The 12415-nt window shown below is 72.1% G+C and carries 14 protein-coding genes and 1 pseudogene; 11 read left to right on the top strand and 4 right to left on the bottom strand.

From position 1 onward, the window contains the following. Positions 1 to 110: 110 nt before the first annotated feature. Positions 111 to 1883: a protein kinase domain-containing protein gene (locus tag ACZ7G3_RS00235; protein WP_470922628.1), complete on the bottom strand. Its 1773-nt coding sequence runs from the start codon at positions 1881 to 1883 to the stop codon at positions 111 to 113. A gap of 295 nt (positions 1884 to 2178) precedes the next feature. Here ACZ7G3_RS00235 and ACZ7G3_RS00230 point away from each other — a divergent pair, with 295 nt between their 5' ends. Continuing rightward, on the top strand, positions 2179 to 2619 hold the full coding sequence (locus ACZ7G3_RS00230; protein ID WP_470922627.1) for a peptidoglycan-binding domain-containing protein: 441 nt from the start codon (positions 2179 to 2181) through the stop codon (positions 2617 to 2619). 90 nt (positions 2620 to 2709) lie between these two features. Next, positions 2710 to 3153 (top strand): peptidoglycan-binding domain-containing protein, encoded by a 444-nt coding sequence (locus ACZ7G3_RS00225; protein ID WP_426599895.1) that lies wholly within the window; start codon positions 2710 to 2712, stop codon positions 3151 to 3153. Positions 3154 to 3199: 46 nt separating this feature from the next. Here ACZ7G3_RS00225 and ACZ7G3_RS00220 read toward each other — a convergent pair whose 3' ends face one another. Then, positions 3200 to 3607: a VOC family protein gene (locus tag ACZ7G3_RS00220; RefSeq protein WP_470922626.1), complete on the bottom strand. Its 408-nt coding sequence runs from the start codon at positions 3605 to 3607 to the stop codon at positions 3200 to 3202. A gap of 118 nt (positions 3608 to 3725) precedes the next feature. On the opposite strand from ACZ7G3_RS00220, the gene ACZ7G3_RS00215 reads away from it, so the two are divergent. Then, complete coding sequence (locus ACZ7G3_RS00215; RefSeq protein WP_470922625.1) at positions 3726 to 4778, top strand: helix-turn-helix transcriptional regulator; 1053 nt, start codon at positions 3726 to 3728, stop codon at positions 4776 to 4778. 9 nt (positions 4779 to 4787) lie between these two features. Here the strand turns inward: ACZ7G3_RS00215 and ACZ7G3_RS00210 are convergent. Further along, positions 4788 to 5282, bottom strand: a pseudogene (locus ACZ7G3_RS00210) (hypothetical protein); the annotation flags it as partial. 187 nt (positions 5283 to 5469) lie between these two features. Between ACZ7G3_RS00210 and ACZ7G3_RS00205 the strand changes: the two are divergent. After that, positions 5470 to 5739 carry a DUF7848 domain-containing protein gene (locus ACZ7G3_RS00205; protein ID WP_470922624.1) on the top strand — a complete coding sequence of 90 codons (270 nt, stop codon included), beginning with the start codon at positions 5470 to 5472 and terminating at the stop codon, positions 5737 to 5739. Between the two features lie 45 nt (positions 5740 to 5784). Here ACZ7G3_RS00205 and ACZ7G3_RS00200 read toward each other — a convergent pair whose 3' ends face one another. After that, positions 5785 to 6159 carry a MerR family transcriptional regulator gene (locus tag ACZ7G3_RS00200; RefSeq protein ID WP_470922623.1) on the bottom strand — a complete coding sequence of 125 codons (375 nt, stop codon included), beginning with the start codon at positions 6157 to 6159 and terminating at the stop codon, positions 5785 to 5787. Positions 6160 to 6224: 65 nt separating this feature from the next. Here ACZ7G3_RS00200 and ACZ7G3_RS00195 point away from each other — a divergent pair, with 65 nt between their 5' ends. From ACZ7G3_RS00195 to ACZ7G3_RS00165, 7 genes are all read left to right on the top strand, one after another. Beyond that, positions 6225 to 6560, top strand: a complete 336-nt coding sequence (locus ACZ7G3_RS00195; protein ID WP_470922622.1) for an EthD domain-containing protein — start codon at positions 6225 to 6227, stop codon at positions 6558 to 6560. 68 nt (positions 6561 to 6628) lie between these two features. Continuing rightward, positions 6629 to 7351, top strand: coding sequence for a MerR family transcriptional regulator (locus ACZ7G3_RS00190; protein WP_470922621.1), 723 nt, complete (start codon positions 6629 to 6631; stop codon positions 7349 to 7351). 132 nt (positions 7352 to 7483) lie between these two features. Next, entirely contained in the window at positions 7484 to 8884 is a 1401-nt protein-coding gene (locus ACZ7G3_RS00185; protein WP_470922620.1) for a condensation domain-containing protein, read from the top strand. 108 nt (positions 8885 to 8992) lie between these two features. After that, positions 8993 to 9709 carry a tRNA-dependent cyclodipeptide synthase gene (locus ACZ7G3_RS00180; RefSeq protein WP_470922619.1) on the top strand — a complete coding sequence of 239 codons (717 nt, stop codon included), beginning with the start codon at positions 8993 to 8995 and terminating at the stop codon, positions 9707 to 9709. 12 nt (positions 9710 to 9721) lie between these two features. Further along, complete coding sequence (locus ACZ7G3_RS00175; protein ID WP_470922618.1) at positions 9722 to 10528, top strand: class I SAM-dependent DNA methyltransferase; 807 nt, start codon at positions 9722 to 9724, stop codon at positions 10526 to 10528. Further along, the gene (locus tag ACZ7G3_RS00170; protein ID WP_470922617.1) at positions 10525 to 11559 is read left to right on the top strand and encodes a squalene/phytoene synthase family protein; all 1035 of its coding nucleotides are present in this window, start codon (positions 10525 to 10527) and stop codon (positions 11557 to 11559) included. The genes ACZ7G3_RS00175 and ACZ7G3_RS00170 overlap by 4 nt, the downstream gene beginning before the upstream one ends. Beyond that, entirely contained in the window at positions 11556 to 12404 is an 849-nt protein-coding gene (locus ACZ7G3_RS00165) for an SAM-dependent methyltransferase (protein ID WP_470922616.1), read from the top strand. The genes ACZ7G3_RS00170 and ACZ7G3_RS00165 overlap by 4 nt, the downstream gene beginning before the upstream one ends. The last annotated feature ends 11 nt before the right edge of the window (positions 12405 to 12415 follow it).

Raw genomic sequence — 12415 nt, 5'->3', positions numbered from 1 at the left:
CGCGAGCCCCGGTGTGGGCGGCCACGGCCACAGATCGAAAGCTACATCTTTAGCACGTCCACCCCAAGTGCCGCTCTGAGAACACCGTGTGAGGGAGCGTCAGGTGGATGTCAGGCGGACCGCGTCAGCGACTCGATCCGGGCGGCGGTGAGTGCCCGGTCGAAGGCCCGTACGTCCCTGATGGCGCCGGGGAAGAAGTCGCGGGGCTCCCCTTCGTAGGAGGCCCGGCCGATCATGAAGGCACCGGTGGCGGGGACCGGGCCGGTGTCCTCGACGACCGCCTCCTGGACGCCGTTGACGTACAGCCGCAGCTTGCGGGCCTGGCCGTCGCAGACGCCGGCCAGGTGGGTCCAGACGTTCGGGACGGGCTCGGTCCGGCCGACGGCGCGCAGGTCGGGGCGGGCGAAGGCCCAGCCGTTGTCCGCGCTGGAGTACTGGAGGTAGAAGCCGCTGGCGGTGCCGCCGTCCTGGCTGACCGCGGTGGCGAAGACATCCGGCACGACGGACAGCCGGACCCAGGCCGCGACCGTGAAACTCCGGCCCGCTCCCGTCTGCAGCACCGGTCCTGCGGTCACCATCTGACTGCCGGTCCCGTCGAAGGCGGCACCACCGCCGCCGGGCTGCCATACGACGCCGGTCGCGGTGGCCTCGTGCCCGCCGGCGGTGTCCCGCGCGACCGCCCCCGACGCCTCGTCGAGGGGCCAGTGCCCGACGGGTCCCGGGGGGAGCGGGGTGGCGGCGGGGGGTGAGGACGAGGGCGCCGGCGCGGCGCCGGGGCCGTCCGAGGTCCCCGACCGGTTGAGCCAGAATCCCGTTCCGACACCGAGCGCGGCGACCGCTCCCGCACCGGAGAGCAGGAAGGCCCGGCGGCTGCGGCCCCCGCGCTCACCCCGCGCGGTCGGGCGTACGTCCGGGGGGCCGGGCGTCGGCGGCCGCCTGGTGTCCACCCGGGTGGCCGGGTGCGCCAGGGGCGTCGCGGGAGGAGGCGGGGCGACCAGGGTGGGCACCGCGTCCGTACCGGTCGGGCGGAGGGACGGCGTCCACTGGCCGGCGCAGGGCAGGGCCGTGGCGCTCTCGTCGCCCGGCGGGCCGACCCGGGCGAGGATCTCGCGCGGTGTCGGACGGCGGGCGGGGTCCTTGGCCAGGCAGTCGCCGATCAGGGCGCGCAGCGCCGGGTCGGTGACGGCGTCCACGTCGGGGGCGTTGTGCACGACGCGGTAGAGGAGCGCGGGGGTCGGCCCGCCGCCGAAGGGGTTGGCGCCGGTCGCCGCGAAGGCCAGGACCGCGCCCAGGCAGAAGACGTCGCTGGCCCAGGTGACCTCGTCGCCGTTGACCTGCTCGGGGGACATGAATCCCGGGGAACCCGCCATGTGGCCCGTTCCGGTGATCGACTCGGCGTCGACGCTGCGGACGATCCCGAAGTCGATGACGCGCGGCCCGTCCTCGGCGAGCAGCACGTTGGAGGGTTTGAGGTCGCGGTGGACGAGGTTCGCGGCGTGGATCGACACCAGCGCCTCGGCCAGCCCGGCCGCCAGCGCGAACACCGCCCGCGGGTCGAAGGGCCCCCGTTCGGCGACCGCCTGGTCCAGCGACGGTCCGGCGATGTAGCTGGTGACCAGCCACGGCAGGGCCGCGTCCGGGTCGGCGTCGACGACGGGTGCGGTGAAGGCCCCGCTGACCCGCCTGGCCGCCTCGACCTCACGGCGGAAGCGGTCGCGGAACTCCGGCCGGCGCAGCAGTTCGCCGTGCACCACCTTGACCGCGACGAGCCGTCCGCCCGGGGAACGGCCGAGGAAGACCCGGCCCATGCCGCCCGCACCCAGCCGGCTCAGCAACCGGTACTCCCCGACCGAGCGCGGGTCGTCCGGCTCCAGCGCTGACACAGATGCCTCCCGGCGTGCGGTCTCCGCCCGTCCTCTCCCCGTACGGGCAGGCCAAGCATAGGGGCAGCCGCACCTCGTTCCCCGAACCGGACATCGTCCCCCCGTCCCAGCTCCGCCGGAATCGGCGCAGGTCATCAGGCGGGACGTCCCTGAGAGCCCCCGGGACGTCCCGGAGTCTCCCGAGACGTCCCGGAGTGCTTGCCCATCGGTGGGCGCGAACCCAGGATCGACACCGCCGGGCGAGGCCCCGTCCACCGGCCGGGCCCTCGACGCAGGAGCAGGAGTCTGGAGACGCATGAACCTCAGGAAAAAGCTCGTCGGTGCCACCAGTGTCCTCGCGGTCTCCGCGGGCCTTCTCGGAGCGGGCGTCGTCACCGCGCCCGCCGCGCACGCCGCTTCGACCTGTACGACGGCGGTGCTGACGAACATGGGCGGCCACTACTACGCGAACCAGCCGTCCACGAACAGCTGGTCCACGAACTGCCTCCTCTCGCAGGGCAACCAGGGCTACGCGGTGGAGGCCCTCCAGCGGTCGTTGAAGAGGTGCGTGAACTCGTGGACGCAGAACAACGTCGTCGTGGACGGCATCTACGGACCGAAGACCGCACAGGCCGTGAGGTACGCGCAGGCGAAGTACGGCGTCGCGGTGGACGGCGTGTACGGGCCCGACACCCGTGACGCCATGCGCTGGTGGTCGGAGAACTACGGCAGCGGCGGCGACGCGTGCCGTAGCTGACGGGACCGCCCGCACGGGCCGTCCACCGCCGCGGCCCCGCCCACCGCGAGGCGGGCCGACACCCATTCCGTTCCCGATGGAAGGAACCCCATGAACATACGCCGTACCGCGGCTTCCCTCGCCACCCTCGGACTGGTCGCCACCGGCGCGGTCGTCGGCACGGCGGGCACCGCCCAGGCCGCCACCCACTGCCAGGGAACCTCGACGTACTCCAACCAGTACGGCGACTACCTGAAGCCGACCACGACGAACGGCAGCCGCAACGTCAACTGCCTCCTCTCCAGCGGTGACGGCTTCGACGGTGGCGGTCAGAACGCGGCCGTCAAGCAACTCCAGCGGTCGCTGAACAGGTGCTTCGCCGGCGCGGACCTGGACGTGGACGGCATGTACGGGCCTGCCACCGTCAACAAGGTGAAGGAGGCACAGCGGAGCAAGGGCATCGCCGCGGACGGCGTGTTCGGCCCGGAGACCTCCCGGTACATGAACTGGGCGATGAAGGGCGCCACCGGCTGCACGTACGGCGGCGTCGCCTAGCCGACAGCTCGTGGCGGCCCGCCGACGGGGGTGGCGGGCCGCCACATCAGCGGGCGTACGCGGCGAACTTCTCGATGGCGGCCGGGGTGACCGGAGTGAAGAAGTTGACCAGGTTGCCGTCGGGGTCGCGGACCAGGAGCGCGCGGTTGCCCCAGGGCATCGTCGTGGGCTCCTTGACGAAGTCCGCCACGAACCCGGTCAGATTCCGGTGCACGCTGTCCACGTCCTCGACGAGGAACTCGATGATGACGCTGCGGTTGTCGGCCGGGGCGGCGGAGCCGGGCGCGAACAGCGGAACGGTCCGGGTACCGCCGATCGCGAGGGTGCCCGACGCGGTGCGCAGCTCGGCGAAGTCCTCGGTGGGCCGGCTCGCCCGCACTCCGGTGGCACGCTCGTAGAAGTCGACGAGGCGGGCGACGTCGTCCGTGATGACGCGGATCGAGACGAGGTTCATGGGTTCACTCCTGGTCGTTCGTTCGGCCGTTCGGCCGTTCGGCCGGTCTCGCTGATGACCGCACGCTACGAGCGATACCGGACAGAATCCGACCGGTATCCGCGGCAGACTTCCAGGCATGTCCCGCCCCGTGTCCCGCGTGCTCACCCTGCTGGAACTCCTCCAGGCGGGAGGCACCCGCACCGTGGCCGAACTCGCCGACCGGCTCGGCGTCGGCGAGCGCACGGTGCGCCGGTACGTCGACCACCTCGTCGACCTCGACATCCCCGTGGAGTCGGTGCGCGGCCGCTACGGCGGCTACCGGCTCGGCCCCGGCCACCGCATGCCTCCGCTCATGCTGACGGACGACGAGGCGCTGGCCGTGCTGCTCGGCCTGGTCGCCGGCCGGCGGACCGGGATCACGGCGGCGGCGGGCACGGCGGGCGAGACGGCCACGGCCAAGGTCCGGCGAGTCCTGCCGGAGCGGCTCCGTCGCCGACTGGACTCCGTACTCGACTCAGTCACCTTCACGGCCTCGCCGGGCGGGACGGCCGCTCCGGAGACCGCCGTCCTGCTCCCCATCGCCGACGCGGTGCGCCATCACCGGCCGGTCTCGATCCGGTACACCACCTCCGGTGGCCGGCGCAGCGAACGCACCCTGTACCCGTACGGGCTCGTCGCGCACTCGGGCAGGTGGTACGTGACGGGAAGGGACCTCTCGGTCGGCGAGGACCGGACGTTCCGCCTGGACCGCGTCGCCGACGCCCGGGTCCTGCCCGGCTCGTTCGAACCGCCCGACGGCCACGACCCGGCGGAGCGCGTCCTCACGACGCTCGCCACCGCCCCGTACCGGCATGAGGTGACTCTGCGGGTCCAGGGAACCGCCGAACAGATCCGCACCCGCCTGCCGGGCAGCGTCGCGAGCGTGACGGAGGCGCCACCCGCGAGCGTTACGGGTCCGGAGACGGAGGCGGATCCGGAGCCAGGGGCGGCGACGTCAACGGGGGCAGGGACAGGAACGGAGACGGGGCGCTGGTCGCGGGTCGAGATCCGCGCCGAGCGCCTCGACTGGCTGCCCGGCGCCCTCGCGTCGCTGGACCTCCCGTTCGTCGTCGAACGACCGGACGAGCTGCGCGACCTCGTCGCGGCCCTCGCCGGCCGGCTCATGGACGCGGCCCGGCACCGAGCGTGAGGCGCCGGGTCACCCGTCCTGGAAGACCGCTTCGGCCGTTGACGCGGTGACCGCGCGGGCGAGCCAGTGCCGGAGGACCTCGGGGTCACCGCATTCCATGATGCGCGTGCGCACGTCGTCGGAGACGTCGAGACCGCGCTGTTCCAGGACCAGCAGGACATCCAGGGCGCCCTGCTGCGCGCAGCCCTGCTCACGGCCCTGCTCACGACCTTCGTCGCGGATTTCTTCGGAGATGTACGACTTGTAGAAGGAGAGGTCCACGGCCACCAGGTTCCTCCAGAGGCGCTTGGCCGGGCGGTTGCCCATGCCCTGAGCGGTGAATTCGATGATGGGGGACGCGACGTCTTCGGGCGCGTCCTGCAACGCGGTGGACAGGGCCTTCAGCATCCCATTGATGACCGGTTCGGCGGCGTGTGTGATGGCCGCCAGACTGGCCGGCGCCAGGTCGGCTCGGGCCTCGTCCGGGTCGGTGATCACCGGCATGTTGTGCGGGCCGGCGACCAGAACGGCTGAGCGCCGGCGTCTGGGCGGCCAACAACCGTTTTCTCACCGGCGTGTTGACAGCCGAACCGCTGGTCAAGGCCGGACCGCCGCCCGAGCCGGTCACCGGCTGTGCCACCTTGCCCGGCTGGCCGAGCGGCGCGCACACGCGCGTGCCACCGGTGACGGCAGCGCGGAGACCGACGCCGATGTGCTGCTGGCCCGGCACCAGCGGCATGAGCACCGTGGCCGTCGGCTCTTCCGCTACGTACCGTTCACGATCGTCCAGGACCCCTCGGCGCTCCCCGAGTACCAGGCGCACCGCGTGTCCGGCGACGAAACCGACTGCGGTGCCACGTCCGGCCCGTGCCCCGCCCCGGCGGATGTCGAGGAGTGGCAGCGCGGGCACACGCAGGAGACCCGGCACACCCGCTACCGGCGCTGCTTCGCCGACTACGCGGTACTGGAGTGCCGCGCCTGAGCCGGGCGGCGTCCTCTGGTCCGCACGCTGGTCCGAACCCCCGGTTCACGCATCGTCGTCCGCCGACCGTGTCAGGTACGCGTGGTTGTCCTGGATGAGGCGGTCCAGCGCGTCCCTGGCGGCCGCGAGGCCGTCGATGGCCCCGGACAGCCGGGCCCGCTCGCGGGCCATGATCTCCAGCGCCTGCCGTGCCCCGTCCTCGCTCGGCTCGGACATGCAGGGCACCATCTCGGCGATGGTGCCGCTGGAGATGTCCGCCGCCAGGAAGGCCCGCACCAGGCGCACCCGCTGGACGTGCTCCTCCTCGTAGTGGCGCTGTCCGCTGGGCGAGCGGGAGCTGACGAGCAGGCCCTGCTCCTCGTAGTAGCGCAGCGAGCGGCGGCTGGCTCCCGTCCGGGCGGACAGTTCACCGATCCGCATGCCGAACTCCCCCATACGTTTGACCACTTGACCCTGACATTGATGTGAGCTTTTAGGTTAACTCCATGCTGAAGCTCATCTTCATGATCAACCGGGCCGAGGGAATGCCGTACGAGCGTTTCGTCGAGCACCACCGGGACCGGCACGCGCCGCTGTTCACCTCCATCCCGGAGGCGGAGCGCCATGTGCGCAAGTACACCGTGTCCCACCCGGTCCCCGCCGAGAACTACCCGGACCGGGCCTACGACGGCCTGACGGAGATCTGGTTCGAGGACTGGGAGAGCCACGACGCCTTCTTCGCCTCCGACAACTACCGGACACTGGTCCACCCCGACGAAGCACGCTTCATCGACATGGACTCGGTGGCCGTGATGGTCACCGAGGAGAAGCAGATCATCTGACGGACGACTCGACGGACGGACACGGACTCGGACCCGGCTCTCGCGGTGGCTGTCCTAGGCTGCGGGCCGTGACGCCAGACGACCGCCGTCTCCGCACCGTCGACCTGGCCCGGTCGGCCGGTCTCTCGACGCAGCAGATCCGCAACTACGAGGACGCCGGTGTCCTTCCCCCGGCCGGGCGGACCGAGTCCGGTTACCGCGTCTTCGGGGAGGTGCACCGGCACGCGCTGCTGACGTACCGGGCGTTGCGCAAGGGGTACGAGCCGCTGACGGCGACGCGGATCATGCGGGCGGTGCACGACGGGGACGTGCCCGGTGCGCTCGCCCTGGTGGACGCCGCGCACGCCGCCCTGCACGAGGAGCGCGTGTCGCTGCGGGCCGCGAGCGACGCGCTGGAGGCGCTCGCCCGGGGCGAGCCCGAGACGCTGACCCGCCCGGGCGGCGGCCTGCGCATCGGCGAGGTCGCCGCGCTGATCGGCGTACGGACGTCCGCGCTGCGGGTGTGGGAGGCGGCGGGGCTGCTCGCGCCCGGCCGGGAACGCGGCACCGGGTACCGCGTGTACGGTCCCGCCGACGTGCGCGACGCACGGGTCGTGCGCACGCTGCGCCGCAGCCACCACCTCTTCGACCAGATCCGCCCCGTCCTGGCCGGGCTGCGGCGCGAGGGCGGCGGCGAGGCCCTGCGGGCGGCGCTCGGGGCGCGCGGGCAGCTGCTCACCGCGCGGACCCGGGCGATGCTCGCGGGAGCGGGTGCCCTCCACGCCTATCTGGAGCGCACCGGCTCCGAGTGAACGACAGCACTCCGAACCGCCGTTCGAGAAGCCATCCGTTCCGTTGAACCGTGGCGACACATCACGTGCGCGGTCGCGGCCACGGCATTCCCTTGGTCGGGTCTGTTACACCTGCGAACGGAGACTCCCCTCGTGCGAATGACCGACATCCAGCGCTGCGAGATCCGGCCGGGGCGCCTCGTCGAGTGGACGCTCAGTCCCAGGACCCTCGACATCGCGGCGTCGTTGCCCGAGGACACCCGGCCACCGGCGTACATCCAGGAGTCGCACATCCGCACCGCCCGGTCGGTCCGCGAGGGCGGCCTGTCCGTGCCGACCTGGCTCGGCACGGCCTTCGACATCCCGGGCACGGTCGATCTCGACGTACTCCAGGAGGCGCTGCGGGCCTGGACCCTCCGGCACGAGACGCTGCGCAGCGGCTTCCGCTGGAGTGGTGCGGCCGGTGACCCGATGCGGCGTTTCACCCTCGACGCGGACGCCGTCTCCCTGCACCGCGAGGACGTCGGCGACTTCCCGGACGCCTCCGGTCTGGCCCGCCACCTCCAGGACCGCTTCGACCACGTCGCGGACGCGCTGCGCTGGCCGAACCTGATCTACGCGGCGGTCGTCCGCGACGACGGGGTCAGCGTCTACATGGCCTTCGACCACAGCAACGTAGACGCCTACTCCATCTACCGCATCCCCGCCGAGATCGACGAGTTGTACACGGCGGGCGTCGAGGGCCGGACCGTGCCGCGTCCGCCGGTCGGCAGCTACGTCGACTTCTGCGAGGCCGAACGGGCCGACGCGGACCGGATCGACGGCTCCCACGACATCGTCGCCCGCTGGCGGGAGTTCATCCGGCGGTGCGGGGGGCGGCTGCCGTCCTTCCCCGTCGACCTCGGCGTGGAGCCCGGCGGCGCGCTGCCCGAGCAACGCCTCCTGCGTGAACCGCTGGTGGACGCCGCCGACGCCGCCGCCTTCGAGGCGTACTGCCGTCCCTACGGCGGCAGCCTGATCGGCGTGCTGGCCGCCACCGCGCTCATCGTCCACGAGATCGGCGGCGCGCCCGTCTACCGCACGGTCGTGCCGTTCCACACCAGGTCGCGGTCCCAGTGGTCCCAGTCCGTGGGCTGGTACGTCGGCGGCGCACCGATCGAGATCCCCGTGGCGGGGGGCCAGGACTTCCCGAGTACCCTGCGCACCGTACGGGCCGAACTCCAGGCCAGCCGGCGGCTGTCCCGCATGCCGATCGACCGGGTGCTGCGCCTGCTCGGCACGGACTTCCGGCCCACGTCACCGGACCTGTACTCGATCGTGTCCTACGTCGACGCCCGCGACGTCCCCGGCTCCGGCCGCTGGCCGGACCGGACGGCGTACGCCCTGCTCAGGGTCTCGTACGGCGACCAGATGTGCGCGTGGGTCACCCGGCTCCCGGAGGGCCTGTGGTTCGCGAGCCGCTACCCGGACACCGACATGGCGCACAAGAACCTGCGCCTGTACGTCGAGCGGCTGCGGGACATCGTCACGGGCGTCGCACGTCCACGTCCCTAGGAATGCCGGCCGCCTTTTCGCACCTCTTATTGCGCCGCGCCATTACCTCTCTCACCCGTCAGGCTCGGCCAGAGTTTGCGAACCGCATCGGATGTGTAATGCTCCAACGTGTCGGAACCCGCAACCTTTTCCCTCGAGCCATTGACAAATCAATGTGCTTCGATTTGCGCTCGCAAGGAGCATGTAGTCCTCGGCGTCAGCCCGGGAAACAGCTATTTCCGGGTCGCTCTGCTCACTGATCTGCTTCGCTGGCTCAGCGACAATTTCGCGCGGGTGGACGTCGTCGTCCCGGACGCGGCACTGATCCACACCTTCACCGCTCTCGGCTACGCGCCCGAGCGGGCGGCCGGCAAGGTACGGGCCGAGATCAACGTGCTGCGCAACCGCGTCGTGCGTGCGTGGGCCGCCTCGGGCGGCCCACGCGGCGGCGACGGCGTCCACCTGATGTCCGAGCTCACCGACCGGGTCGCGTACCGGAACGCGCTGGCGCGGTGCGAGGCGGCGGTGCGCACGGACCCGGAGCTGCGGAGGGCCTGCCGGACCGCCAGCCGGGAGGTGCTGCTGTCCCGGCGTCCCGCGCGGGAGCCCGTCGACGAGGAGGTCGAGACAGGACTGCGCTATCTGCTCGCGGAACTGCCGTTCTTCGTCGCCTCGGCGGACATCTTCGACGTGCCGTCCTCCCTGACCTTTTACCACCGCCCCTTTCCCCTCGCCAATCTGATCTTTTCGAGACGCACACGACTTGCGGTCTCGGAACGGCAGGCCTATGCGCTCGTCCGGCCCGTCGACCTCTCCCCCCTCCCCCTCAGAACCACGACACGGTAAGGGAATCCACCCATGAGCATCGAGGCGCTCACCCACCCCGATCCCTACGCCAATCTCGCGGCGTCGTACGACCGGCTGGCCGAATGGGCCGTCACCGAACAGCAGGAATCCGCGCGCGGCCACATGGCCGATTTCCTCCAGGCGTTCTGGAAAACCAAGCCCGGCCCGGTGCACCGGGTGCTGGAACTGTGCTGCGGTACCGGCCTGATGCTCGCCGAACTCACCCGGCGCGGCTACGCCATGACCGGTCTCGACCGGTCACCGGCGATGCTGGAACAGGCCAGGCGGCGGCTGGGCGAGGACACCGTCCTGATCCGGTCCGAACTGCCGGAGATCCCGGACGGCATCGGCGGGTTCGACGCCGTCATCAGCGCCGCCGGAGGGTTCAACTACCTCTCGGAGCGGCGGATCGACGCCACCCTCGCCGCCGTGGCCCGCCTGCTCCCGCCCGGCGGGACGTTCGTCTTCGACGTCTACGGCCAGGGGTTCTTCACCAAGCTCTTCGACCCGTCCGCACCGCGCGTCATGGCGCTGGAGATGGAGGACACCTCCTACATCTGGACGTTCACCACGGCGGCCGGCGACGCCCACTACGACATGGCCTACAGCCAGTTCCACCGGGACGAGAACGGCACCGGGGACTCCTGGGTCCGCACGCGGGACCTGCACCGCTTCTACAAGCTGCCGCACGACACCGTCCGCCGTCTGGCCGCCGAGCACGGCTTCACCGAGGCCGAGGTCCACGACAACTACACGTCCGCACCCTCCGGCCCGCACACGCTGTACGACACCTGGACCCTCACCCGGGGCACCGGATGACCGCCGCGGACATCCGGGCGGCGAACCTGGGCGACCCGGAGCTCCGCCGCGCCTACGCGGCGTGCGAGTCCTTCCTCCGGCGCAACTTCGTGAAGCACTACTTCCTGCTCCGGCAGTTGCTGCCTCCCGGAAGACGCCCCTACTGGGACGCGGTGCTCACGTTCTCCATCCACGTCGACACCCTCATCGACGACGCCCGTGTGCCGGTCGCGGAGCGCGTCACCCGCTACGACGCCTACCTCCGCGACCTGTTCGCCCTCCTGGACGGGGAGGACCCCTGGACCGGCCCGCCGCAGTCACGCCAGGACGACCTCGGCCGGACCTCCGCCCGCGCCTTCGCGCACTTCACCCGCGTCTGGGACATCCCCCGCAGCTCCGTCCAGCTGGCCGCGACGAGCATCGCCGCCGATCTGCACGTCACCGAATACGCCTCGTTCCCGGATCTGGAGCGGCACATCCGCAGGACCGGCGGCGAGTACAACCTGTGGCTCAACGCGCTGCTCGGCCCCCGCGCCCACCACAGCGAGGAGGCCAAGGAACACGCCATGGCCGCCATCCTCGGCCTCCAGCTCACGGACAACCTCCGCGACCTCCGCGAGGACCTCGCGGACGGCCGGCTCTTCCTCCCCCTCGCCGACCTCCGGGCGTTCGGGATCGACCGCGCCGAGCTGGAGGCGGCGGCCCGGGACCGCCGCATGACCGACAGACTGCGCGACCTGGCACGCTTCGAGGCCGAACGCGCGCGTGGCTACCTGGACAGAGCCGCCGACTGGTGGCGCTGGGCGGACGCCGGCGCCCGGGAGCTGCCCCGGCAGTACGTGCGCATGGCCGGGTACATCCTGCGCCAGGTCGCCCACTCCCGCCACGACGTCTTCCACGCCCCCGCCCTCCGAGGGCGGCTGGCCTGCATGACCTCCTCGGGCGCCAGCCTCACCCTCGGCTACGCCCGCAGGGCGGCCGGCCGCCGCTTCACGTCCCCCGGGAACACGGCGGGCCGCACGCACACCCCGGAAGGGAACCGCCCGTCATGATGCCGGACCAGCTGGACACCATCGGGGACTACTACGACTCCCACGCCGGGCTGGCACACGCGGTGCTGGGCACCCGGGCCATGCACAAGGGCTACTTCACCGGCGCCGGGGACCCCGCCACGTACGCCGAGGCCGCCGACCGCCTCACCCGGACGGCCGGACGACGGCTCGGGCTCGGCCCGGACCACGCCCTGCTCGACATCGGGTCCGGCGCGGGCCAGCCGGCGGTGCTCCTGGCCGAGGAGACGGGGTGCTCCGTCACGGGCGTCGACGCCACCCCCGGCCAGGTGGCCGCCGCGCGGCGACTGGCGGCGGGCGCGACGGCCCCGGACCGGATCTCCTTCGAGACCGGTGACGCCAGGCAACTGCCCCTCCCCGCGGACTCCTTCGACCGCGTCCTGATGATGGAGGTCGTCTCCCACCTGCCCGACACCCTCGCCGAGGGCAAGGCGGCGGCGTTCGCCGAAGCGGCCCGCTGCCTGCGCCCCGGCGGCCTGCTGGCCCTGGTGGACATGGTCCTGCCGCCCGGGGACGGTGAGCCGGAGGGCGGGGGCTGGATGGACGACGTACCCTCCGTGCACCTCAGCACCCGGCGACGACTCCTCGGACTCCTCACCGCGGCCGGGTTCGACATCCTCGAAGTCGAGGACCTCGACCGGAACACGTGCCACAGCGGCCCCCGGGCCCGGCGGGAGTTCGACAGCCGCCGCCCGGTCCTGGCCGACACCTACGGACCCGACGCCGTCGAGCGGATCGCCCCGGTCATGGAGCAGGTGGCCGAGGCCGACGAGCACCTCGGCTACGTCCTGATCACCGCCCGGGCACGACCGAGGCCGGCCCCCTGACACACGTCGGG

Source organism: Streptomyces sp. NPDC037271 (assembly GCF_055603605.1).
The sequence above is the reverse complement of the archived record's forward strand: the minus strand, read 5'-3'. Positions and strand labels throughout refer to the sequence as shown.